The 22,636-nt window shown below is 62.3% G+C and carries 21 protein-coding genes; 9 read left to right on the top strand and 12 right to left on the bottom strand.

Annotation, left to right across the window (positions count from 1 at the left end; translation table 11 throughout):
• Positions 1-45: 45 nt before the first annotated feature.
• The 4 genes from QMO82_RS29445 to QMO82_RS29430 all read right to left on the bottom strand — a co-directional run bounded on the left by QMO82_RS29445 (position 46) and on the right by QMO82_RS29430 (position 3,579).
• Complete coding sequence (locus tag QMO82_RS29445) at positions 46-423, bottom strand: Na+/H+ antiporter subunit C (RefSeq protein ID WP_183606662.1); 378 nt, start codon at positions 421-423, stop codon at positions 46-48.
• The gene (locus QMO82_RS29440; RefSeq protein ID WP_183606190.1) at positions 423-842 is read right to left on the bottom strand and encodes a Na(+)/H(+) antiporter subunit B; all 420 of its coding nucleotides are present in this window, start codon (positions 840-842) and stop codon (positions 423-425) included. Before QMO82_RS29440 ends, QMO82_RS29445 begins: the two co-directional genes overlap by 1 nt.
• A 4-nt stretch (positions 843-846) precedes the next feature.
• A complete protein-coding gene (locus QMO82_RS29435; RefSeq protein ID WP_183606189.1) occupies positions 847-3,210 on the bottom strand; it encodes a putative monovalent cation/H+ antiporter subunit A in 2,364 nt (787 codons plus the stop codon).
• 153 nt (positions 3,211-3,363) lie between these two features.
• Complete coding sequence (locus QMO82_RS29430; protein ID WP_183606188.1) at positions 3,364-3,579, bottom strand: hypothetical protein; 216 nt, start codon at positions 3,577-3,579, stop codon at positions 3,364-3,366.
• A 189-nt stretch (positions 3,580-3,768) separates the two neighbouring features.
• Here QMO82_RS29430 and msrB point away from each other — a divergent pair, with 189 nt between their 5' ends.
• Positions 3,769-4,182 (top strand): peptide-methionine (R)-S-oxide reductase MsrB, encoded by a 414-nt coding sequence (msrB, locus tag QMO82_RS29425; RefSeq protein WP_183606187.1) that lies wholly within the window; start codon positions 3,769-3,771, stop codon positions 4,180-4,182.
• A gap of 264 nt (positions 4,183-4,446) precedes the next feature.
• On the opposite strand, the gene QMO82_RS29420 is transcribed toward msrB, so the two are convergent.
• The 4 genes from QMO82_RS29420 to QMO82_RS29405 all read right to left on the bottom strand — a co-directional run bounded on the left by QMO82_RS29420 (position 4,447) and on the right by QMO82_RS29405 (position 7,111).
• On the bottom strand, positions 4,447-5,148 hold the full coding sequence (locus tag QMO82_RS29420) for a pentapeptide repeat-containing protein (protein WP_183606186.1): 702 nt from the start codon (positions 5,146-5,148) through the stop codon (positions 4,447-4,449).
• Between the two features lie 153 nt (positions 5,149-5,301).
• The gene (locus tag QMO82_RS29415) at positions 5,302-5,811 is read right to left on the bottom strand and encodes a GNAT family N-acetyltransferase (RefSeq protein ID WP_183606185.1); all 510 of its coding nucleotides are present in this window, start codon (positions 5,809-5,811) and stop codon (positions 5,302-5,304) included.
• Positions 5,812-5,880: 69 nt separating this feature from the next.
• Positions 5,881-6,549, bottom strand: a complete 669-nt coding sequence (locus QMO82_RS29410) for a hemolysin III family protein (protein WP_183606184.1) — start codon at positions 6,547-6,549, stop codon at positions 5,881-5,883.
• Positions 6,550-6,691: 142 nt separating this feature from the next.
• Positions 6,692-7,111 (bottom strand): universal stress protein, encoded by a 420-nt coding sequence (locus QMO82_RS29405; RefSeq protein WP_183606183.1) that lies wholly within the window; start codon positions 7,109-7,111, stop codon positions 6,692-6,694.
• A 293-nt stretch (positions 7,112-7,404) separates the two neighbouring features.
• Between QMO82_RS29405 and QMO82_RS29400 the strand changes: the two genes are divergently transcribed.
• From QMO82_RS29400 to QMO82_RS29390, 3 genes are all read left to right on the top strand, one after another.
• On the top strand, positions 7,405-8,265 hold the full coding sequence (locus tag QMO82_RS29400) for a VOC family protein (RefSeq protein WP_283196557.1): 861 nt from the start codon (positions 7,405-7,407) through the stop codon (positions 8,263-8,265).
• Between the two features lie 176 nt (positions 8,266-8,441).
• Positions 8,442-9,608, top strand: coding sequence for an AI-2E family transporter (locus tag QMO82_RS29395; RefSeq protein WP_183606181.1), 1,167 nt, complete (start codon positions 8,442-8,444; stop codon positions 9,606-9,608).
• An 18-nt stretch (positions 9,609-9,626) separates the two neighbouring features.
• Positions 9,627-10,925 carry an FAD-binding oxidoreductase gene (locus tag QMO82_RS29390; protein WP_183606180.1) on the top strand — a complete coding sequence of 433 codons (1,299 nt, stop codon included), beginning with the start codon at positions 9,627-9,629 and terminating at the stop codon, positions 10,923-10,925.
• A gap of 13 nt (positions 10,926-10,938) precedes the next feature.
• On the opposite strand, the gene QMO82_RS29385 is transcribed toward QMO82_RS29390, so the two are convergent.
• The 3 genes from QMO82_RS29385 to QMO82_RS29375 form a co-directional block, all read right to left on the bottom strand.
• Positions 10,939-11,493: a PH domain-containing protein gene (locus tag QMO82_RS29385; RefSeq protein WP_183606179.1), complete on the bottom strand. Its 555-nt coding sequence runs from the start codon at positions 11,491-11,493 to the stop codon at positions 10,939-10,941.
• Between the two features lie 86 nt (positions 11,494-11,579).
• Positions 11,580-12,377 carry a polysaccharide deacetylase family protein gene (locus tag QMO82_RS29380; protein ID WP_183606178.1) on the bottom strand — a complete coding sequence of 266 codons (798 nt, stop codon included), beginning with the start codon at positions 12,375-12,377 and terminating at the stop codon, positions 11,580-11,582.
• A gap of 99 nt (positions 12,378-12,476) precedes the next feature.
• On the bottom strand, positions 12,477-12,866 hold the full coding sequence (locus QMO82_RS29375) for a DUF930 domain-containing protein (protein ID WP_010069440.1): 390 nt from the start codon (positions 12,864-12,866) through the stop codon (positions 12,477-12,479).
• 254 nt (positions 12,867-13,120) lie between these two features.
• On the opposite strand from QMO82_RS29375, the gene QMO82_RS29370 reads away from it, so the two are divergent.
• Complete coding sequence (locus QMO82_RS29370; RefSeq protein WP_183606177.1) at positions 13,121-15,229, top strand: S9 family peptidase; 2,109 nt, start codon at positions 13,121-13,123, stop codon at positions 15,227-15,229.
• Positions 15,230-15,271: 42 nt separating this feature from the next.
• Positions 15,272-15,796, top strand: coding sequence for a DUF1697 domain-containing protein (locus tag QMO82_RS29365; protein ID WP_183606176.1), 525 nt, complete (start codon positions 15,272-15,274; stop codon positions 15,794-15,796).
• Positions 15,797-15,859: 63 nt separating this feature from the next.
• Here QMO82_RS29365 and QMO82_RS29360 read toward each other — a convergent pair whose 3' ends face one another.
• Positions 15,860-17,308, bottom strand: a complete 1,449-nt coding sequence (locus QMO82_RS29360) for an MFS transporter (RefSeq protein ID WP_183606175.1) — start codon at positions 17,306-17,308, stop codon at positions 15,860-15,862.
• Between the two features lie 250 nt (positions 17,309-17,558).
• Between QMO82_RS29360 and QMO82_RS29355 the strand changes: the two genes are divergently transcribed.
• The 3 genes from QMO82_RS29355 to QMO82_RS29345 all read left to right on the top strand — a co-directional run bounded on the left by QMO82_RS29355 (position 17,559) and on the right by QMO82_RS29345 (position 22,261).
• Positions 17,559-19,061 (top strand): YdiU family protein, encoded by a 1,503-nt coding sequence (locus QMO82_RS29355; RefSeq protein WP_183606174.1) that lies wholly within the window; start codon positions 17,559-17,561, stop codon positions 19,059-19,061.
• A gap of 141 nt (positions 19,062-19,202) precedes the next feature.
• A complete protein-coding gene (locus QMO82_RS29350; protein ID WP_183606173.1) occupies positions 19,203-21,542 on the top strand; it encodes a glucose/quinate/shikimate family membrane-bound PQQ-dependent dehydrogenase in 2,340 nt (779 codons plus the stop codon).
• 89 nt (positions 21,543-21,631) lie between these two features.
• A complete protein-coding gene (locus QMO82_RS29345) occupies positions 21,632-22,261 on the top strand; it encodes a glutathione S-transferase family protein (RefSeq protein WP_183606172.1) in 630 nt (209 codons plus the stop codon).
• Positions 22,262-22,636 lie beyond the last annotated feature (375 nt).

Raw genomic sequence — 22,636 nt, 5'->3', positions numbered from 1 at the left:
GCGCGAGGGTTTGCCGTGGGGTGAGCATCCGCACCAACATCCGCATCAATACCCCAATGGCGGCAGCGGCCGGTCGTCAGGTTCGGCGGCGTGCATGTCGTTGGTGTCGTCGGTGCCGAGGTCCTGATAGGCGCGGTAGGTGAGCACCAAGAGGAAGGCGAGGAAGGAGAAGGAAATGACGATCGCCGTGAGGATGAGAGCCTGCGGCAGCGGGTTGGCCGCGCCTGCGGGCAAACTGTCGAGACCTGCCGGGATGATCGGCGGCACCTCGCGCGTCAGCCGGCCTGAGGTGAAGAGCAGCAGGTTGACGGAATTACCGAGGATGGCGATGCCGAGCATGATGCGGATGGTGAATTTCGACAGCAGGAGATAGATGGCGGCAGCGAAGAACAGGCCGACGAGGATCGACAGAAGCGGCTCCATCATTCCACCTCCTTTTCTTCCAGGGCCAGGGCGATCGAGGTGATGGCGCCGAGCACGACGAGATAGACGCCGACATCGAAGAGCATGACGCTCGACAGCGGCACTTCGAGACCGAAGAGGTTCAGATAGATCCAGAGACCGGTCATGAAGGGAACGGCAAAGAGGATGGAGAGAAGACCGGCCAGGGTCGACAGCAGCAGGCCGAAGCCGGCAATCGACAGCGGATGGAAGAATAGCGCCCGGCGAACGGCGGCGACGCCGCGGGCAATGCCGTAGATCGCCAATCCCGAGGCGGCGATCAGCCCGCCGATGAAGCCACCGCCCGGCTCGTTGTGGCCGCGCAGCAGCACGAAGACCGAAAACAGCAGCATCAGCGCGGTGAGGAACGGGGCGACGGTGCGGAAGATCAGGGTGTTCATCGGATCAGCCCTCCGCCTCTACCGCGGGATCATTGGCGGCCAGCTTGCGCTCGCTGCCGGCGCGGATGCGGATCAGCGCCAGAATGGCAAGGCCGGTGACGGCGACGACGGCGATTTCGCCGAGCGTGTCGGTGCCGCGGAAATCGACGATGATGACGTTGACGACATTGGCGCCGTGGGCGATCGATTTGGAATAGGTGTTGAAGAAGGTGGTCAGCGCGTCGTTGAACGGCGCCTCCGTCGCCCGCATCAGCAGAAGTGCAAAGCCGAGGCCGCAAGCAAGCGCAAGCGTACCGTCGAAGAGTTTGCGGCCGAGCGGGCGCCGGTCGGCGGGCGACAGGCGAAGCCTGGTCATGACGAGGGCGAGGATGACCACCGACAGGGTTTCGACCATGAACTGGGTGAAGGCGAGATCCGGCGCGCCGAACAGCAGGAAGATGATGGCGACGGCCAACCCCTGGATGCCGAGCGAGACGATCGCCGTCAGCCGGTCGCGGGCGACGAGCACGGCGGCAAGGCCGAAGGCGGCGATCAGGAAGACCGCCCATTCATGGAGCCTGACATCGGCCGGCCAGGCGGGAGGACGCGGCAGTTCGCCATAGACGACAAGCGGGACGATGAGGATGGCGGCGAGGCAGAGGAAGGTGCAGGTGACGTAGATCTGCAGCCGCCCCGGCTGGAGCACACGCATGAGCCGGCCGGCGAAGCGGACAAGACCCGAGATGGCAAGGTCGAAACCGTGATCCGGCCCGCGCCCCGCCGCGTGCAGGAAGACGGCCATCGCCGAGCGGACGCGCGCGAGCTGCCAATAGACGCCGATCCCGATGAGGATGGTCAGGGCGGAGAACGCCAGGGGCAGGCCTAGATGCGGGCTCAGCGAGATGTCGATTTCAACGGGGGTCTGGCGGATGGCGGATGCGATCGGCGAGGACAGGACGGTATGGGTGAAGCCCGAAAAGACTGCGGCGAGCAGGCCAAGGACGGCGAGAACGGCCGGGCCGAGCCAGAGCAGCACGGGCGCTTCATGCGGATGTTTCGGCGTCTCCACCGGCTGGCCGAGGAAGGGCTTCAGCGCCACGGCGAAGGCGACTGAGAACATCAGCGCATTGCCGAAGACGGTTATGGCGGTAAAGGTGAGTGCGCGGACATCGCCGCCGATGAGTGCGGTATAGATCTCCTCCTTGGCGAGGAAGCCGAAGAAGGGCGGCAGGCCGGCCATGGAGAAGGCCGCCGCGAGCGCAATGATCCATGTCAGCGGCATCGCCCGCATCAGGCCGCTAAGCCTGGTGATATCACGCATGCCGGTCTCGTGATCGATGATGCCGGCGACCATGAAGAGCGCGCCCTTGAACAGCGAATGCGCCACCAGATAGAGGGCCGCCGCCTCCACTGCATGTTCCGAGCCGAAGCCGATCAGCATGACGAGCACGCCGAGCGAGGAGACGGTCGTATAGGCGAGCTGGAGCTTCAGGTCGGTCTGGCGGATGGCAAGCGTGGTGCCGACCACCAGCGTCAGCCCGCCGAAAAAGGGCAGTAGGATTTCCCAGGCAGGCGTCGACCCCATGACCGGATTGAGCCGCATCAAGAGATAGACGCCGGCTTTCACCATGGTGGCCGAATGCAGATAGGCCGACACCGGCGTCGGCGCCTCCATGGCGTTCGGCAGCCAGAAATGAAAGGGAAACTGCGCCGACTTGGTGAAGGCGCCGCCAAGAACCAGGATGAGGGCGGCGAGATAGAGCGGGCTTTCGCGCACGACATCGCCAAATCCCATGAGCTCAGACATCTCAGTGACGCCGGAGATGTTCCAGAGCAGCAGCAAGCCGGCCAGCAGGCAAAGCCCTCCCCCGCCGGTCACGACAAGCGCCTGCAGGGCTGCCCGGCGCGCCGCCTCCCGCTCGTGATCGAAGCCGATCAGCAGGAAGGAGGTGATCGATGTCAGTTCCCAGAAAATGAAGAGCATCAGGAAACTGTCGGACACGACGAGGCCGAGCATCGCGCCCATGAACAGAAAGATGAAGGAGAAGAAGCGGCCCTGATCCTTGTGTCCCTTGAGATAGCCGCCGGCATAAAGCACGATCAGGGTGCCGATGCCGGTGATCAGCAGCACGAAAGCCAGCGACAGGCCGTCGAGGAACCAGGAGAAGGAGAGATGATAGCTCGGCACCCAGGCATAACCGCCGGTGACGGTTTCGCCGCGCGCGATCTTGGGCAAGAAACGCAGGAAATGCAGAAAGGCGAGCAAAGGCGCGATCGCCAGCAGCCAGGCGCCGTTGGCGCCGAAGATGCGGATGACGAAGGGAGCGGCAAGAGCGCCGGCGAGCGGCAGACACAGGGCCAGAAATGTCAGAGCCGTGACATCGGCCATGTCTCCTCCCCAACCGCGATAGACGAAGCGCCGATGGAAACCGGCCTGTCTTTATGACTTAGGCGAAACGGGAGGGCGTCTCAAGCGATTTCGCCCATAGGGCGAAGCTACTGGCGATGTTCGAAGCCGATCAGGCCGTCGACCGGGCCGTCGTTAGGCCGTCGACCGGGAAAGACGCGTCAGCAGCCGGGCGATGCAGCCGTGCAGGACGAAGACCAGAAGCGTCAGTGGCCAGAGCAGACATGCGAAGAGCCCGGCGAGACGATGGAGCGTCAAGCCGTCATGGTTGGCCCAGCCTTCCAACAGCGTGACCGCCATGGTGGCGACCGCTACGAGGCCGTAGAGCAGGACGATTGCTGCTTCAAACACCAGTGATTCCCCAATGCACGTAACATTAACCCTAACAGAAAACCCCTAACGGATGTAAGAGCAAGCGTCCTCCTCCAAAAGCGGTACACGGCGAATTGGGCAGGATGGTGCCCAAGACTTGATGAATCGGAGACGGCGCACCACATTTTCTCGCAAAACGGAACCGCCCCTTAGCGAAAGGAGCATGGCATGTCCGAAACTGCAACCACCGCCAAGATCCGCAAGACCGATGCGGAATGGAAAGAGCAGCTCACCCCGGAGCAATACCGCATCACCCGCCAGCATGGCACCGAGCGCGCCTTCACCGGCCCCTATTGGGATTCCTTCGAGACCGGGCTTTACCGCTGCGTCGGCTGTAATGCGCCGCTTTTCCGCTCCGACACCAAATTCGATGCTGGCTGCGGCTGGCCGAGCTATTTCGAAGCGGTATCATCCGATGCGGTGACCGAACATCGCGACACGGCCTTCGGCATGGTGCGCACCGAAATCCGCTGCGGCAGCTGTGACGCCCATCTCGGCCACGTCTTCCCCGACGGCCCGCCGCCGACTGGCCTGCGCTACTGCATCAACGGCCACTCCATGGTGTTCGAGGCGGGGAAGTAAGCGGCCGCGGCGAGCGGCTCATTCCGATGCGATGAGCCGGGAGCAGCCCATCCGGCTGCCAAGACCCCTCCCCAACGCCCCACAAGGGGGAGGGGCTTGAATGCCGCGCTGTCCTACACAAACCGCCTCGTCGGAGACAGCGGAACGGTAACAGCGTCCGAGATTTTGACTTTTGGCCGTCGATGCGGGCTGCAAGTTAGCCCCTCCCCTTGTGGGGAGGGGTTGGGAGGGGTCTTGTGTCGACGCCAATGATGCCCCGAGCGATCACTCGTGCTCGGCAGGACAAGGCCAGCTCGTCGGGACGGAGAGGCCGGCCGGCAGTTTGGTCGAGGCATCGCCGCAGGCGAGGTCGATCTGGGCCTGTTCGAGCCCGGATGCGGCCGAGAGGTCGAGGCCTTCGATGCGGGTGAGGAACATGAAGGCGCGTTCGAACATCGCCGGGCCTTCGAAGGCGGCGCCGGAGAGATCGGCGCGGGAAAGATTGGCGAACGAGAATTTCGTTCCCGTCAGCACCGCCTTGTCGAAATCGGCGCGGCCGAGTTCGGCCTTTTCGAAGCTCGCGCCGGCAAGCCGGGCGCCGGCGAAATTGGCCCGCTGCAGCTCGGCGCCAGCAAAGGAGGCGCCCTCGCCGATGATGTTGGCGAAGCTGGCGCGATAGGCCTCGATCTTGGCGAAGTTGGCGCCTTCGGCATGTGCGCCCTCGAGCGAGGCGCGCACCAGCGTCGCCTTCTCGAGATTGGCGGATTTGAAATTGGCGCCGGCGAGATCGGTCAGCGAGAAATCGGTGCCGAAGAGATTGGCGCCTTCGAGATCACTGCCCTGCAGCATCAGGTTCTTCTTGGTGCATTCCTGCCAGTCGAGCTTCGGCGAGGCCAGGCTGCCGCAATCGGCAGCCTGGGCGGCAACCGGTGGGAATGCCAGAAGGACGAGGGCAAGGAGACCGAGCGACAATCCGTGCATTGCCATTGAACTGTTCACCTCCATAACGCTTCCGGGCATGACACTTTCGGGCCTGATATTCGGCAGCCGCCTCTCGCGAAGCAGGCTGCCGCCACTTTATTACACAGCTCAGACTACAATAAAAAGATGGCGAGCACCGTTCACAAGTGGGTTGTCGGATCACTCCAGAGGCAGGCGAAGCTCCATGCAGGTGAGATCAAGCCAGCGGCCGAACTTGATGCCGACCTCGGAAAATCGGCCGGCGATGCGGAAACCGAGCTTTTCGTGCAGCCTGATCGAGGCGGTATTCTCAGCCTCGATGCCGGCGATCATCACATGTATATTGGCGGCAGCGGCACGGGCGATCAGCTCCCGCATCAGCCGCTCGCCGATGCCCGCACCCCGGCAATCCCTATCGACATAGACGGAATGCTCGACCGTGTGGCGATAGCCGTCGAAAGCCCGCCAGTCGCCATAGGAGGCATAGCCTGCGATCTTGCCCGACATTTCGGCGACGATAACCGGAAAGCCGCGCGCCTTGCGCGCCCTGAACCATTCCCGCCGATTTTCGAGATCGACCAGCGTGTCGTTCCAGATCGCCGTCGTATGCTCGACGGCGTGATTGTAGATATCGCGGATGGCGGCAAGATCGGCTTCGGTGGCGTCGCGGAGGAGGACAGCGTCTGTCATGATGCTCGAGTTCATATTGTCTGTGAAAGCGGCATACGCCCGACCCAGACAGATGTAAACGACCGTCGTTCAGAGGCCCGACGGCGACAGGCTGAAACAGGTGAAGACAGCCGAATAATGCACGGCGGCGGCGGTGACCACGAAACCGTGCCAGATGGCGTTCTGGAAGCGCAGCTTTTCCCAGACATGGAAGATGACGCCGAGCGAATAGATGACGCCGCCGATGACGATCAGCAGCATCGAGGTCGAGGGAATACGCGCGGCAACAGGCCCGGCCACCAGCACGCCGCTCCAGCCCATGGCGAGATAAAGCAGGATGGCAAGACGGTCGTAACGGTCTGGAAAGACGCATTTCAGCACGATGCCGGCGGCAGCGAACAACCAGATCGCCACCAGCATGAACAAGAGCAGCGGATCGTCGGCGCCACGCTCGAGGAAGGGCGTGTAGGTGGCGGCGATCAGCAAGAAGATCGCCGAATGATCGAAGCGGCGCAGGTACCATTTGGTGCGCGAAACCGGCCAGGCGTTGTAGGAAAAGGAGATGGCAAGCGTCAGCACCAGACCGACGCCATAGATCCAGGCGGCGGCGAGCGCGCCGTAGGAGCTCCAGACCGTGGCATAGAAGATCAGCGCGGTGGCCCCGATCAGCGCCAGCACGAGACCGACGCCGTGGACGATGCCGTCGGCGATCAGTTCATATCTGTCGTAAGCCCAGCGAATGCCGTTAACCTCGGCCATGCGCGCCAATCCGTTTCAGACCCCGATTGCAATCGTCTCATCGAACGGATGGGCGCGCAACTGCGGCAAGGCGCACCGGCGGTAAATCTTCGTGACAGGCTGCAAGACCTGCCGGCCCTTGACGGTGGGCAGCTGGCGCAAATCAAATCTTCTGCCGGTCGACCAGCACCGAGCATTTGGCATGACGCACGACCCGGTCGGCGGTGGCGCCGATGAAGTAGTTGGAAAAGTCCGGAACGTGCGAGGCGACGATGATCAGATCGGCGCCGTGGCTTTCGGCCGCCGAGATGATCGCCTTGGCGGGCGGGCCGTTGCGGATCTCGACGGTTGCCGCAATACCGGTTGCGGCGAGCAGCGCCTGCAGCTGGTCGCGGCTGTCCTGCATGGCGTCCTCGACCATATTGGCCGGCAGTTCGATCGCGACATAGGTCGGCACATCCTCGACGACGTTGAGCGCGATGATCTCCCCGCCGGCGTCGAGCAAGGACGCGGCCTTGCGGAGGATCGTTTGTCCCTTTTCGATGCCGCCGAGCGCGATGGCGACGATAATCTTCCTATACATGGCTTCCCTCCATGGCGGAGCTTTATAAGCGCCCCCTAAAGTAGATATGGGCGCCTTGATCGCGATCAAGTGGGCGCAAGTCATCGTCAACGTCTATTCAACGCTTCATCCTCAAAAACGCGTCTTCTGTGAACAATTGGAATGCGCCATATAGGATGCAAGTACGGCAACCGAGGAGACAAAGGCGAATGAACCGGCGAAACTTTCTCGGGCTTGCTGCGGGCGGCACTTTTGCCGCCACCGCCGGTACGTCTTCCATTCTACAGGCCGCATCAAGGGCAGGAGAACAATCCATGACGACCGAAACTTCCTATGCGCTGACGCGGCCCGCCTATATCGACCAGTCGCATCTGGTGGTGACCGACCTCGGCCTTGTTTCCGGCTTCTATCAATCGATGCTCGGCCTGAAGGTGATCGAGAAGACGGCGAGCGGGCAAGTGCTGGGTGTCGGCGCTCTGCCGCTGCTGACGCTGACGACCGCCAAGGATGCCGCCATCGCGCCGCGCAATGCAGCCGGCCTTTTCCACACCGCCTTCCTGATGCCCGACAGAGCCGAGCTGGCGCGCTGGCTACGCCATGCGGCACACAACAACGTCGTGCTCGACGGCGCCTCGGACCATCTCGTCAGCGAGGCGATCTATCTGTCCGACCCTGAAGGCAACGGCATCGAAATCTATGCCGACCGGCCGCACGAACAATGGAAATTCGACCCGGACGGCATGGTGGATATGGCGACGCTACGCCTCGACCTGCAGGCGCTCTATGACAGCGCATCCGACGAGCGCTGGGACGGCATGGCTGAGGGGACGGCGATCGGCCACCTGCATCTGCAGGTCGGCGATATTCCACAAGCGGACGCCTTCTATCGCGACGTCCTCGGCCTGAAGATGATGGCGAGCCGTCCCGGCGCGAGTTTCTTTGCGACCGGCGGCTATCACCACCATCTCGCCGCCAATATCTGGAATAGCCGCGGTGCAACGGCACGCGCCGGCAACATGACCGGACTTTCGGACTACAAGATCCGTTTCAACGACAAGGCGACGCTGGATGCGGCGGTCTCCAAGCTCGACGCGTTGGAGATCAAGAGCGAGAAGCGCGACGGCGGCACCTTCCTGAGGGATCCCTGGAATATCGGCCTGACGCTTTCGGCGTAATTTCCAGGCACGGCGGATCAGCCCGGGCGGTTGAAAAGGCTCACGCCATGCGGGCAAAACCCGCGGCGTAAAACCATGCCGGACGCGCCTTTCCGGATCGTCACTTCCCTCGGGGAACCGGAACCGTATCGGCGCGTTTCCGTCACGAAGCAATGGGGCTTCGGGGACCTCGCCGCATGGGCATCGCCAATGGCATCCGCAAACACGCAAAGAAGATCGCGATCGGCGAACGCCACACCAGCGCCTGGGCACAGTCCCTGAAGGAGGCGGCCGAAGAGTTGCCGCCGCCACCGCTGCACCGGCTGGAAAAGGACGGGCTTGATGTCACCATGGCCTGGGCGATCATCGGCATCTTCGGCATTCTCTTCCTTGCGGCCGTCTACCTGATGTCGCTCATTCTCATCCCCATCACGCTCGCCGTCGTCGTCGGCATGATCCTCGGCATGGCGGCGGAAAAGCTCAGCAAGATGGGCGTCCCCCGGCTTGCCAATGCCTTCTTGCTGTCAAGCAGCGTCGCGCTCGTGATCTTCCTGCTCATCAATTCGCTCGCCGATCCGCTGATGACGTTTGCCAATGAGGGTCCGGCCTTCGCCGAACGAACCATAAACCGCCTGATGCCTTATCTGGAGCGCATCAGATGGCTGCATATCACGCCGGCGACATTCGAAAGCGGATCGATGTCGATCGGTGCGTTGCTCGAAAACACCGGCAGCGTGCTGCACGTGGTGACGACCAGCCTGACGCCGGCGCTGGTGCAGGGGATGATCTTCTTTGCGGCGTTGCTGTTCTTCCTCGCCGGCCGGGTCAACCTGCGCAAGACGATTATCATGACTTTCCGCACCCGCACGCAGCGGCTGGCGGCGATCCGTGTCATCAACGCCGTCGAGCAGGTGCTCGGATTCTATTTCGCCACCGCCTCGCTGATCTATGTCGGGCTCGGCGTCGTCATGACAGTCATCGCCTATGTCGGCGGGCTGTCGGCCCCAATGCTCTGGGGTTTCTTCGCCTTCCTGTCGAGCTTCGTCCCTTATCTCGGTATCACCCTAATGACGCTTGCCGTCGCCATTGCCGGCATCCTTAGCCATGATGGCCTGCTCATCGGCCTGATGCCGGCCGCGGCCTTCTTCACCGTGCATCTGCTTATGGAGAACCTGATCTTCCCGGCGGTGATGGGACGGCGGCTCGAAATCAATCCCTTCGTCGTCTTCCTCGCCATCCTGTTCTGGACATGGATGTGGGGTGCCGTCGGGGCGATGCTGGCGCTGCCGCTGTCGCTGATCGTCATGACTGTTATCGACGAACTGCTGATCGAGGAAAAGCCGCAGCCGCAGTTGCCGAAATGATCAACCGGGGAGACGTTCGTGGCAGCTGATCTCGATCTTGCCGAATCCGACCACGACCAGATGGTCAGCGGCCGGTCTCTCTGGGGAAAAAGCGGCTTACGCCCGCAATGGCGGTCGATCGAGCAGAGCTTTTCCGCCGACATCGCGGTGATCGGCGGCGGCATCACCGGCGCCTTGGTGGGCGAACATCTGACGGCGCGCGGCTTTTCCGTTGTGATCATCGACCGGGAGAAGCCCGGTTTCGGCAGCACCGCGGCGAGCACGGCGATGCTCCAATGGGAAACCGACAGCACGCTGACCGAGCTTGAGGATTATTACGGCTTCGAGCGCGCGGCCGGCATCTACCGCCGCAGTGGTGCGGCGGTCGCCGGCCTTTCCAAGCTGATTGCCGCAAACGGAATTGCCTGCGGCTTCCGGTCACGCAACACGCTCTATCTTGCTGGCAATCGCGAAGGCGCGCGAGACCTTCTGGAGGAGCGCCAGCTCCGCCGTCGGGCGGGTCTGCCGGGCGTCTATCTCGAACATCCCGATCTCTTCACCCAGTTCGAAATCGACCGGGATGCGGCGATCTTTTCGCCGAGTTCGGCGGAGTGCGACCCGCTGCTCCTGACCTGGGCGCTGATCGACATGGCCGTTCGGCGCGGCACGCGGCTGGTAAAGGCGTCCGTGACGGCGCTTCACAGCGAAGGCGATCACGTCACGGCCGAGACGGACGAAGGCCACCTCATCGAGGCACGCCATGTCGTGCTGGCGACCGGCTATTCGATGCCGGGCTTCGACATGCCGAAGCTGCACCGCGTCAGTTCGAGCTGGGCACTCGCCACTGTGCAGCAGGATCCGGCAAATTTCTGGCGCGACAGGGCGCTGATCTGGGAAGACAACCACCCTTATCTCTATATGCGCACGACAGCCGACAACCGCATCGTTGCCGGCGGCGAGGATGATGGCACAATCGATCCCGAAATGCGCGGCCGCAAGCTGCCGGCAAAGACCATGGCAATCCAGGAAAAGATGAAGCGGCTATGGCCGAAGGCGGATACGCGGGTGGAGCACGCCTGGTGCGGAACCTTCGGCGAGACCGCCGACGGCCTGCCGCTGATCGGCCCGGTGCCCGAGATGCCGCATGTGTTCGCAGCCTACGGCTACGGCGGGAACGGCATCACCTTTTCCTACCTCGCAGCCCAGATGATCGGCGCGATGTTGGCCGGCATGCATCGCGACTGGTTCGAGGATTTTGCGCTTGATCGGGATGGGCCGGGGTTGGCGCGTTTCCATTCGGGCGTTCATCGAAACGTGACGGAAAGCCAAAGGCACTGAAACTTCAGTTGGTCTAGCTCGCTTGTTTTCCCGTCATCCGCAATTCTTCAACGTGCTTGGCCACTTCGCGAACGTCTGGGATACCGAGAAAGCCGAATTTTTTGACACTATCTCCGTCTCCCTCCCGACGGTAAGTGAGGGTTCCTGAGCGATCCCATTTTTCCCTGACCTCCACAACGTTGATGGCTGTCGGCGCTATCGTCGTCACGCGTCGCCTGATCATATTTCGGATGATAAGAAGCCTGCGATCGGTGACGGCGTAAGCGGTTCGACTTGTCGCAATCACCTCGAAAACCACGCGCGCGATAGCCGCGATGCCAATGAGCGCGAAAATTCCGGGGAATATGATGCCCATGATTCCAGCTGGCTTATCGATGCTGACAACCTTGTTATCTGCCGGCAACAGCAAAATGGAACCCAGGATCGAGAAGAGCACGCCAAGAAACACGTCGGGCCATTTAAAAACGAAAGTTCCCCAGGCAGTTGGCTGCCCTGTCCAAACAATCACTTCCGCGGGATGAAGCTCATTTCGAATTTCACTTTCGACATCCCAAATCGCACGAAACATGCGTTCCCCTACGTCCCCTCAACCGAACAAACAAGAACAGCATTATTCGATTTCTGCGGGTAAACAAGCAGAGAGATTCGGAGGCTCTACTCCGTCGTTTTGTCGTCGCCCATATCCTCGACATCCTCCAGGCGAACGAACTCCGTGCCCTTGGCTTTCAGATCGACCAGCGCTTTCGCCACCCCCTCGCCTGCCGCATGGGTCGGCTGGTTGATGTGGGAGATGACGACGTCGCCGTCCCTGGCCGAAGCGATGCGCTTTTCGGTGATCGCTGCGCCGAGCAGCGAGCCGCCGTCGCCATTCACCGAATAACCGGCGATGCGATAGCCCATGGCGCGGATCTCGGCGATGGCGGAAAGGTCATATTTGGCCGTGGAGCCACGGAACCAGTGGGGCGCGGGAATGCCTGATGCAACCATGGCCGCAGCGCCACCCTCGACTTCCTGCTTTACCGCCTGGGCCGAGCCGGCCGACGCGATGCCATAGATCAGCGTGGGCGTGTCGACGGCCGGAATATGGTTCTGACCGTGATTTTCCAGTTCGAAGAGATCGGGATTCTCCAGAAAGACGGCAAGGGCTGCGGGATTGCGCTTCAGCCAGCGGGCGGTGACGAAGATCGTCGCCGGGATGCGTTCCCGCACCAGGGCCGAAAGAATGCGCTCATCCGCCTGGCCCATGCAGGCATCGAAAGTCAGCGCGATGCGGGCATGGCCGGCGAGGTTAGAGCGGGCGATATGCAGATGCGGCTCGACGAGTTTTACCGCCGGCGACTTCGAGACCGGAACTGTTGCGGCCGAGATCAGCGGCGCAGACGGCAATTCGTCCGCCGATGCGGCTGATATCGCGGCCAGGAGGAAGGCCGAAGCGAAAAGGATGCGGTTCATATCGGGGCTTCTACGATTGGGTCCGTCGATTTTAGCCGGTGTTCTTGCATGGCGCCATGTGGCCGGATGTCACCGCAGCCGCCCGAACAATCCACGGTATCAATCGTAGAGATAATATTTGTCCCACTTCTCGCGCGGCACCTTGTCGCCGATCTGGTAATCGAGCTCACGCACGTTGATATGCTGCGGACCGGTGATGCAATTGTAGGAGAGATGGTACCAGTCGCCCTTGCTGCGGAAGACCGCACCCGGCGCCTGCAGCGAATTGTCGCCGGCGACGGGATCCTTGAACGTATAGGCGATCACCTTGTCGGGCTTGAAGCCGGTGCTGTCATTGTTGATGCGGCTCATCGCCTCGGTGTCGCAGCTCTGTTCCAGCCGGGTCGAGGGATCGAGTTTTTCCAGCTGTTTCTTGATGGCGGGATCGACGGCGAAGGCGGGGGCAGCAAGGCCAAGGAGGGATACGAACAGGAGCAGACGTTTCGGCATTGTGGAGAAAATCCCTTACTGTTGTCCATTCTTCACCCTGCCCCGGGCAGCTTGCCGGGGGCTTGGCATGTGCAAATTTCGCTCAGCGAGAGCGGACATTCTTAAATATTGTGGTGACATCAAGGCAAGACGGGCAGAGCCGCCTCCTTGCCTGTGGAAGGTCACCCGCACCCTTGGCGCAGCCTTGCCGCTTGATCCGGCGGCGGCGCGCCTCTATCTCTTGCCAACCCGACATTCCCACCGGAGCCAATTCCTTGTCCGTTTTCAAGAGCCTGCCGACACCGCCCGCCGCACCGAAGAAGCCCGTCTCCGATACGCGCCACGGCATTACCCGCACGGACGATTATGCCTGGCTGCGTGCCGACAACTGGCAGGCGATGTTCAAGGATCCGTCGATCCTCGACCCCGAGATCCGCCAGCATCTCGAAGCCGAAAATACCTATATGAACGCGGCGATGGAGGACACCAAGCCGCTGCAGAAGGCGCTGTTTTCCGAAATGCGCGGCCGCATCAAGGAAGACGACAGCTCGGTGCCGATGAAGGACGGCGCCTATGCCTACGGCACATTCTATGTCACCGGCGGCGAACAGCCGCGTTATTTCCGGATTCCCCGTGACGGCGACGTTGCCGACGAGACGATCCGCACGGTACTGCTCGACGGCGACAAGGAGGCATCGGGCAAGGCCTATTTCCGCCTCGCCGGCCTCGACCATACGAGCGACCACAGCCGCGGCATCTGGGGCTATGACGACAAGGGCTCGGAGTTCTTCACGCTGAAGGTCCGCGACCTATCGACCGGCCAGGATCTCGACGACGTGATCGAGAATACCGGCGGCGGCGGCGTCTGGGCGCCCGATGGCAAGAGCTTCTTCTATTCGGCGCTCGACGAGAACCACCGGCCGTCGAAGGTGTTCCACCATGTTGTCGGCCGGCCGCAGTCGGAAGACCGGCTGGTCTACGAGGAAGCCGATGCCGGCTTCTTCATGGGCGTCGGCGGCTCGCTGCTCGACGATGTCATCTATATCGATATTCACGACCACGAGACCAGTGAATACCGGCTGCTGTCGACCAAGGATCTCACCGCCGAGCCGAAGCTGGTGGCGGCGCGCGAGGAAGGCATCGAATATTCGTTAACCGAGGGCGGCGACGTCTTCTACATCCTCACCAATGACGGCGGCGCCAAGGATTTCAAGATCATGGAAGCGCCGGTCGACAATCCGGTCAAGGAGAACTGGCGCGAGGTCGTGCCGCATAAGCCCGGCACATTGATCATCAGCCACATGGCCTATGCCCGCCACCTTCTGTGGCTGGAGCGCAAGGACGGGCTGCCGCAGATCATGATCCGCGACCGGACGACCGGCGAGGAACATGCGATCGCCTTTGCCGAGGAAGCCTATTCGCTGGGGCTTTCGGGAGCTGCGGAATATGATACGGATATCATCCGCTTCTCCTATTCCTCGATGACGACGCCGTCGCAGCTCTACGACTACAACATGGTGACGCGCGAGCGCACGCTCTTAAAGACGCAGGAGGTGCCGTCGGGCCACAATCCCGACGACTACGTCACCCGCCGCGTCTTCGCCCCGACCTGGGACGGCGAGACAGTGCCGGTCACCCTGCTCTATCGCAGGGATACGCCGCTCGACGGCACCGCCCCCTGTCTGCTCTACGGCTACGGCGCCTACGGCATCACCATTCCGGCCAGCTTCAACACCAATTGCCTGTCGCTTGCCGACCGCGGCTTCGTCTATGCCATCGCCCATATCCGCGGCGGCAAAGACAAGGGATTTGCCTGGTACGAAGACGGCAAAATGGAAAAGAAGACGAATACCTTCAAGGACTTCGTCGCCGCTGCCGATTATCTGAATCAACAAAAGTTCACTTCTTACGCGAAGATCATCGCCGAAGGCGGCTCGGCCGGCGGCATGCTGATGGGCGCTGTTGCCAACATGGCGCCGGAAAAATTCGCCGGCCTCATCGCCGCCGTTCCCTTCGTCGACGTGCTCAACACCATGCTGGACGACACGCTGCCGCTGACGCCGCCGGAATGGCCGGAATGGGGCAACCCGATCGACAGCAGGCAAGAATACGAGCAGATCGCCTCCTATTCGCCCTATGACAATGTCGGCGCAAAAGCCTACCCGCCGATCCTCGCACTCGGCGGGTTGACGGACCCGCGCGTCACCTATTGGGAACCGGCCAAATGGGTAGCGAAACTGCGCGACCAGACGACGGGGAACGCGCCGATCCTGCTGAAGACCAATATGGATGCCGGCCATGGCGGAGCGTCCGGGCGCTTCCAGCGGCTGGAAGAGATCGCCTTCGAATATGCGTTTGCGATCAAGGTGGCGGGGAAGATGTAAGGGGCAGAGGGGCTGGCACGGTACGAGGTCCAGGGGAGAGAAATGCCCGTCTATATCGCCCTCCTCCGCGCCGTGAACGTCGGCGGCACCAGCGCCCTGCCGATGGCCGAACTCAAGGCCATTTGCGAAGGCCTCGGCTTTACCGACGTCAAGACCTACATCCAGAGCGGCAACGTGGTTTTCCGCTCGGATGAGAAAGAAACGGCAGCGGAGAAAAAACTCGACGAAGCGCTCGGCCGCAAGATGGGCAAGCCTCCAGGCGTGATGGTACGCAGCCGTAAAGAGCTTGGCGATATCGTCGCCAACGCCCCCTTTCCCGACGCCAAGCCGAGCTTCCTGCTCGTCTATTTCCTGCCCGAAAAGGCGCCCAGTGATGCGCTGGAGAAGATGGTGGCGCCCGATGGCGAGGAGGCGAAACTCGCGACCCGCGAAATCTATGTGCATTATCCCAATGGGTCCGGCCGCTCGAAGCTGAAGCTGCCGGCGCTGAAATCCGGCACCTCGCGCAATCTCAATACCGTGCGCAAGCTCGCGGAGATGGCGGCCGATATGGAAGACGGGGACTGAGACGGCGCGCAGAATTCGATTCAAGCGACGCGCGTCAAATCCTTGTTTTTATGAATTTCATCGTCAACCTCCAGTCGCCTTCGTTCGCTTCGCCCTATAGCCGCTGATCTCCTCGCCGGCGGTCGGCGAGAAGCGCAGGTTCCAGAAGGTCGCGGTAATCGATATCAGGGTGACGACGATGAAGGCGGCGGAGAAATCGCCGAGGGCAGGCGTTTCGGCGCCTGACAAGGCCATGGAGCCGTGCAGCGCCAAGGCGCCGATGCAGATGCCGAGCGACAGCATCAACTGCTGGAAGGTGGTGTAGAAGCTCGTGGCGGAGCTCATCCGCTCCTTGTCGATCTCGTCATAGGCAATGGTGTTATAGGCGGTGAACTGGAACGACAGGAAGAAGGCGCTGAGCACCAGGACGATGAAGATCAGCGGCATCGGCCAGTCCGGCCGAAAGGCGGCGCAGAGGCCGTAGCCGACCGTGCCGCAGATGCCGTTGAGGACGAGGCTGCGGCGGAAACCGAGCCGGCGGAAGACGAACTTCGCCATCGGCTTCATGGCCAGCGCGCCAAGCGCGGTGGCGATGACGATCTGGCCGGCTGCAGCGGCAGACAGGCCGAAGCCGATCTGGAAGAGCAGCGGCAGCAGGAAGGGCTGCGCCCCTTGGGTGATACGCGTCAGCGAGCCGGCGATGACCGACGTGCCGAAGCTCGGCACCTTCATCAGCGAGAAATCCATGATCGGCGACGGGTGTTTGCGGGCATGCCTGAGATAGGCGATGCCGAAGAGCAGGCCGAGCGCGATCAGGAAGATCGAGAAGGCGCCTTCGCCTTCATGGCTCGACATTTCGAAGCCGAAGAGCAGCGAGCCGAGCGAGATGCCGGAGAGGATGAAGCCGATCGTATCGAAGGGGCCGCTCGCCTTGCCCTTCACCTCGTCGATGTAGATCGAGACGAAGATCATGCCGGTAATGCCGACCGGCACGTTGATATAGAAGATCCAGCGCCAGTCGAGATAGGTGACGAAGAAGCCGCCGAGCGGCGGGCCGATAATCGGGCCGATCAGCGCCGGCACCAGCAGCCAGGACATGGCGCTGACCATATCCTTGCGATCGACGCTGCGCATCAGCACCAGGCGGCCGACCGGCATCATCATCGCGCCGCCCATGCCCTGCAAGAGCCGCGCCAGCACCAGGAAGGACAGCGTCGGCGCGAGCGCACAGAGGATGGAGCCGGCGACGAAGACGGCGATTGCCGCGCGGAAGACGGTGCGCGAGCCGAAACTGTCGGCCATTCGGCCGCTGGCCGGAATGAAGATCGCCAGGCTCAGGAGATAGGAGGTCAGGGCGATCGACATGGCCGGGGCGCTGACGGCGAAATCGCGCGCCATGGTGGGCAGCGCGGTCGCCAGCACGGTCGCATCGATATTTTCCATCAGCATCGCACTCGCGACAATCATCGCGATCACCCGGAAATTGGGCGCGGCGCGCCGAACCATCGGCGCCTGGTAAATCTGATCCGACATCGTCCGGAATTACTCGCGGTGGCGCGGCGGAGCACACGAGGCAGCAAGGCCGCGGAGATGACATGGCGCAAGGCCAAGGGGAGACGATTTGCTATACGCCTGCGATCATGGCGGCGCTATGTCCTTTATGGCAAAGCTGCTTTGACGAGAGGGAAAGGCAGATCACGATTCCTTGCATTCGTCTGCTCTTCGTGAAGGTCTTCATCCAAACCGGCTTGCGCCATACGCACCCCGGCCCTACCTATGAGTCATGACCTCCGCCCTGCAGACAAACCGGCCCGGTGCGGCCTTTCCGTTCGACAACAGCTATGTCGGCTTGCCCAAGCATTTCTTTGCGGCCCAAGTGCCGACGCCGGTGGCGGAGCCCTGGCTGATCAAGCTGAACGAGCCGCTCGCCGCCGAGCTCGGGCTCGACGTCGAGGCCCTGCGCCGTGACGGCGCGGCGATCTTTTCCGGCAATCTCCTTCCCGAAGGGGCAGAGCCCCTGGCGATGGCCTATGCCGGGCATCAGTTCGGCGGCTTTTCGCCGCAGCTCGGGGACGGGCGGGCGATCCTGCTCGGCGAGGTGATCGACCGCGGCGGCAGACGCTTCGATATCCAGCTGAAGGGTGCAGGCCCGACGCCTTTTTCGCGCCGCGGCGATGGCCGGGCCGCGATCGGGCCGGTGCTCAGGGAATATATCATCAGCGAGGCGATGTTTGCGCTCGGCATTCCCGCCACGCGGGCGCTGGCGGCGGTGACGACGGGCGAGCCGGTCTATCGCGAAGAGGTGTTGCCGGGCGCGGTCTTCACCCGCGTCGCGGCCAGCCACATCAGGGTCGGCACCTTCCAGTATTTCGCCGCCAGAGGCGACACCGACGGCGTGCGGGCGCTGGCCGACTATGTGATCGACCGGCATTATCCGGCGCTGAAAGAGGCTGAGAACCCCTATCTCGCGCTGTTCGAGGCGGTGTCCGAGCGCCAGGCGGCGCTGATTGCCCGCTGGCTGCATGTCGGTTTCATCCATGGGGTGATGAACACCGACAATATGACCGTCTCCGGCGAGACGATCGATTTCGGCCCCTGCGCCTTCATGGATGCCTACGACCCGGCGACCGTCTTTTCGTCGATCGATCAGCACGGCCGTTATGCCTATGCCAACCAGCCCGGCATCGGCCAATGGAACCTTGCAAGGCTCGGCGAGACACTGCTGTCGCTGATCGATGCGGAGCCCGACAGGGCCGTCGACAGGGCGAATGCGGTGATCAAGAGTTATGGCGAACGGTTCCAGGCGCATTGGCTGGCCGGCATGCGAGAGAAGATCGGCCTTGCCGGGCAAGAGGATGGCGATCTCGAGCTGGTGCAGGCGCTGCTGTCGCTGATGCAGGCGCAGGCCGCCGATTTCACCCTGACCTTCCGGCGGCTGTCGGATCTTGCCGGCGATGACGGGGTAGAGCCGGCCTTTGCGGCGAGCTTCCGCGAACCGGAGGCCTGCGGCGCCTGGCTCGCGCAGTGGCGCGAGCGGCTGTCCCGCGATCCGAAGACGGCTGCCGAGCGCGCCATTGCCATGCGCGCCGTCAATCCGGCTTTCATTCCGCGCAACCACCGGGTCGAACAGGCAATCGAGGCCGCCGTCGAGAACGGCGATTTCTCGCTGTTCGAGGCGCTGCTGACCGTGCTTTCCAAACCCTATGAGGATCAGCCGGGCTTTGCCGCCTATCTGCAACCGCCGAAGCCGGAGGAACGGGTGCTTGCCACCTTCTGCGGGACGTAAGCGAGTCCAATACAACCGTACCGTGACAACAGCCTGCGGCAATTGTGGCCGTTGAAAGGCATCTTCTTCGCGCTATCTGGCTGATCGGCGGGACTTTTCCGCCGATCCCTCACCCGGCGAACCTCAGCGGGAGACAGCCTTATGGCGATCGTCATCACCTCCATCTTCTTCATCATCGTCGGGCTGGCGCTCGGCGGCGGCGGGCTGTGGCTCGTCACGCTCGGCGGCAGCATCTTCTATCTGTTCGCCGGGCTGATGTTCCTGATCACCGCCGGACTGCTGTTGATGCGCAAGGCGGTGGCGCTCTGGGTCTATGCGGTGCTCGTCGTCGCGGCACTCGCCTGGGCGGTGTGGGAGGTCGGCTTCGACTGGTGGCAGCTGGGGCCGCGCGGCGGCATGATCATCCTGCTCGGGCTCTGGCTGCTGACGCCCTGGATTCGCCGGCCACTCGGCCTGCGCAGCCCGACCGGCTTTACCTACGGCGCCAATCCCTGGCCGCTCGCCGTGCCCGTCATCCTCGCCATCCTCGTCGCCCTCTATTCGATGGCGAGGGACCCGCACGATCTCGCCGGCGAGCTGCCGACCGATAAGGTCGCCGCCAGCCCCGCCTTCGGCGGCAGCGTGCCGGATGGCGAATGGCATCAATATGGCCGCACGCCTTTCGGCCAGCGTTATTCGCCGCTCGACCAGATCACCGCCGAAAACGTCTCCACCCTCAAGGAGGTGTGGCGATACCAGACCGGCGACGTCAAGCGGCCGGAGGATATTAGCGAGACGACCTATCAGGTGACGCCGCTCAAGGTGAAGGACGCGCTCTATCTCTGTACCCCGCACAACTGGGCGATCGCGCTCGACGCGAAAACAGGCAAGGAGAAATGGAAATACGACGCCAACTCCGGCATGAACCCCAACCGGCAGCACCAGACCTGCCGCGGCGTCACCTATTATGCCGATCCCGATGTCGCCGCCGGCCAGCCCTGCGCCGAGCGCGTCTACCTGCCGACATCGGACGCGCGGCTGATCGCGCTCGATGCGGCGGATGGAAAGATCTGCACCGCTTTTGCCGACCAGGGCGTGCTGCATCTGGAAACCGGCATGCGTTACAATCCGGCCGGCTATTACTACTCCACCTCGCCGCCGGTTGCGGTGGCGGGCAAGATCATCGTCGGCGGGGCGGTGAACGACAATTATTCGACTGAGGAACAATCCGGCGTCATCCGCGCCTTCGACATCAAGACCGGCGCGCTGCTCTGGAACTGGGATTCCGGCAATCCCGACGTAACGACGCCGATTACCGAGGGTCAGACCTACACGACCAACTCGCCGAACAGCTGGTCGGTCTTCAGCGTCGACGAAGCGCTCGGGATGGTCTACATCCCGCTCGGCAACCAGGTGCCCGACCAGCTCGGCATCGGCCGCAGCGACAATGTCGAGAAATTCTCCTCCTCAATCGTCGCGCTCGATATCGCCACCGGCCAGCTGCGCTGGGTGCGCCAGACCGTGCATCACGATCTCTGGGACATGGACGTGCCGGCCCAGCCTGTGCTGATCGACCTGACGAAGCAGGACGGCACCGTGGTTCCCGCCCTCGTCGGCCCGACCAAGCAGGGCGATCTCTATGTGCTCGACCGGCGCAGCGGCGAGCCGATCATCCCGGTCAAGGAAATCCCGGCGCCTGACGGCGCTGTTACCGGCGATCATACTTCGCCGACGCAGCCGATTTCCGACCTCACCTTCTCGCCCGAGCCGCTGAAGGAAAAGGACATGTGGGGCGTGTCGCTGTTCGACCAGCTCGCCTGCCGCATCGACTTCCATCGTTACTATTACGAGGGCCGCTATACGCCGCCTTCGCTCAAGGGAACGATCGTCTATCCCGGCAATTTCGGTACCTTCAACTGGGGCTCGGTGGCGGTGGATCCGGAACGGCAGATCATGTTCGGCATGCCGACCTATCTCGCCTTCACCTCGCGTCTGGTGCCGGCCGCCGACATTCCCCCGAGGGGCCAGGACGAGAAGGGCAGCGAACAGGGGCTCAACCGCAATGACGGCGCGCCCTACGGCGTCTTCATGGGCCCCTTCCTCGGGCTCTTGAAAATCCCCTGCCAGGCACCGCCGTGGGGCTATGTCGCCGGCGTCGATCTGCGCACCGGCAAGATCGCCTATATGCACAAGAACGGCACCGTGCACGACATGACGCCATTGCCCTTGCCCTTCAAGGTGGGCGTGCCCGGCATCGGCGGACCGATGCTGACCAAGGGCGGCGTCGCCTTCCTCGGCGCTGCGGTCGACAACTATCTGCGCGCTTACGATGTGACGAACGGACGCGAGCTCTGGCAGGCGCGGCTTCCCGCCGGCGGCCAAGCGACGCCGATGACCTATACGGCCGATGACAACAAACAATATGTCGTCATGGTCGCCGGCGGCCACGGCTCGGTCGGCACCACGCCCGGCGATTACGTGATCGCCTATACGCTGCCGTGATGGTGAGCTGCACTTGGAACCACATTCCGGTCGATTGAACGGGACAATCGAGAGATGTAAGCCGTGAACCGTGCAAGTGGAGAAACAACATGACCGAGCCGTTGACGATCTGGACATATGATTGGGTGCCACCCGGCCCCCGCGGTCATGTGCGAGACATCAGATTGCGCTGGGCCTGTGAAGAGGCCGGCCTCACATACGACGTCAAGTCGGTCTCCTTCCATGACCGCGGACCCGAGCATTTCGCGCGCCAGCCTTTTGGGCAAGTGCCTTTCATCGAGGATGGAGACATTACCATTTTCGAAAGCGGCGCCTGCCTTCTCTATCTGGCACGGAAAAGCGAAAAGTTGATGCCGCGCGACCCCAAGGGCGAGGCGGCAACGCTGGAATGGACGATTGCCGCGCTCAATTCGATCGAGATGGTTTCGGTCCCCTGGTGGTTCATCGGCCTGTCCAAGGACGCCAACAACCCGCTCGAAGGCTGGCTGCTCCAGCGCTTGCAACACCTGGACGCCGTGCTGGCGCAGCGCGAATGGCTTGCCGCCGGACAATTCACTGTCGCCGATATCCTGATGACGGATGCGCTTCGCGTGCCGAAGGTCAGAGCCGCCGGTGAGTTTCCGGCATTGCGCTCCTACATCGATCGCGCCTGCGCGCGTCCGGCTTTCCAAAGAGCATATGACGGCCAGATGGCGCATTTCGCGGCGGGCGATCGATAAACGAGACCCGCATGCGTCACCATCACAATCTTAAACCAGATCGTGATTCCAATAACCTCACCCCTGCGGTTTTGGCAGTTATGCTGCAGGCTCGCCTAGCTAAATCGCTAGTGCCGGTTGAATGCCAAAGGCGTTTGACCGGCCTTCAATCAGGAGTATTAAGCGATGAATACATTCCTTTTAGTTGCTTTACGGTCGTTTTTGATAAGTTTGACAATCATTGGAGGACAGCGACTGTGGGAAATCATCTTCAAAACCTCTGAATTTGAATATTCGTTGCGCTCCTTTTTGATGTTGTTTGCAATAGGCTTTGTGTTGTCCCTTTTGTTCGAAAAATATCAAAATAGTCACTGACTCGTTGACGAAGTTGGCACG

The organism is Rhizobium sp. BT04 (assembly GCF_030053135.1).
GTDB classification, from domain to species: Bacteria; Pseudomonadota; Alphaproteobacteria; order Rhizobiales; family Rhizobiaceae; genus Rhizobium; species Rhizobium binxianense.
Note: the sequence above shows the minus strand (reverse complement) of the source record. Positions and strands in the feature narration are given on the sequence as shown.

Bases quoted from the DNA above. Each gene is read 5' to 3' on its own strand.
- QMO82_RS29400 (WP_283196557.1), top strand. From the start codon at position 7,405: ATGACGACCGAAACTTCCTATGCGCTGACGCGGCCCGCCTATATCGAC.
- QMO82_RS29420 (WP_183606186.1), bottom strand. From the start codon at position 5,148: ATGGCAATGCACGGATTGTCGCTCGGTCTCCTTGCCCTCGTCCTTCTG.
- QMO82_RS29395 (WP_183606181.1), top strand. From the start codon at position 8,442: ATGGGCATCGCCAATGGCATCCGCAAACACGCAAAGAAGATCGCGATC.
- QMO82_RS29380 (WP_183606178.1), bottom strand. From the start codon at position 12,377: ATGAACCGCATCCTTTTCGCTTCGGCCTTCCTCCTGGCCGCGATATCA.
- msrB (WP_183606187.1), top strand. From the start codon at position 3,769: ATGTCCGAAACTGCAACCACCGCCAAGATCCGCAAGACCGATGCGGAA.
- QMO82_RS29405 (WP_183606183.1), bottom strand. From the start codon at position 7,111: ATGTATAGGAAGATTATCGTCGCCATCGCGCTCGGCGGCATCGAAAAG.
- QMO82_RS29345 (WP_183606172.1), top strand. From the start codon at position 21,632: ATGACCGAGCCGTTGACGATCTGGACATATGATTGGGTGCCACCCGGC.
- QMO82_RS29445 (WP_183606662.1), bottom strand. From the start codon at position 423: ATGGAGCCGCTTCTGTCGATCCTCGTCGGCCTGTTCTTCGCTGCCGCC.
- QMO82_RS29375 (WP_010069440.1), bottom strand. From the start codon at position 12,866: ATGCCGAAACGTCTGCTCCTGTTCGTATCCCTCCTTGGCCTTGCTGCC.
- QMO82_RS29355 (WP_183606174.1), top strand. From the start codon at position 17,559: ATGACCTCCGCCCTGCAGACAAACCGGCCCGGTGCGGCCTTTCCGTTC.
- QMO82_RS29440 (WP_183606190.1), bottom strand. From the start codon at position 842: ATGAACACCCTGATCTTCCGCACCGTCGCCCCGTTCCTCACCGCGCTG.
- QMO82_RS29365 (WP_183606176.1), top strand. From the start codon at position 15,272: ATGCCCGTCTATATCGCCCTCCTCCGCGCCGTGAACGTCGGCGGCACC.
- QMO82_RS29350 (WP_183606173.1), top strand. From the start codon at position 19,203: ATGGCGATCGTCATCACCTCCATCTTCTTCATCATCGTCGGGCTGGCG.
- QMO82_RS29360 (WP_183606175.1), bottom strand. From the start codon at position 17,308: ATGTCGGATCAGATTTACCAGGCGCCGATGGTTCGGCGCGCCGCGCCC.
- QMO82_RS29435 (WP_183606189.1), bottom strand. From the start codon at position 3,210: ATGGCCGATGTCACGGCTCTGACATTTCTGGCCCTGTGTCTGCCGCTC.
- QMO82_RS29410 (WP_183606184.1), bottom strand. From the start codon at position 6,549: ATGGCCGAGGTTAACGGCATTCGCTGGGCTTACGACAGATATGAACTG.
- QMO82_RS29415 (WP_183606185.1), bottom strand. From the start codon at position 5,811: ATGACAGACGCTGTCCTCCTCCGCGACGCCACCGAAGCCGATCTTGCC.
- QMO82_RS29385 (WP_183606179.1), bottom strand. From the start codon at position 11,493: ATGTTTCGTGCGATTTGGGATGTCGAAAGTGAAATTCGAAATGAGCTT.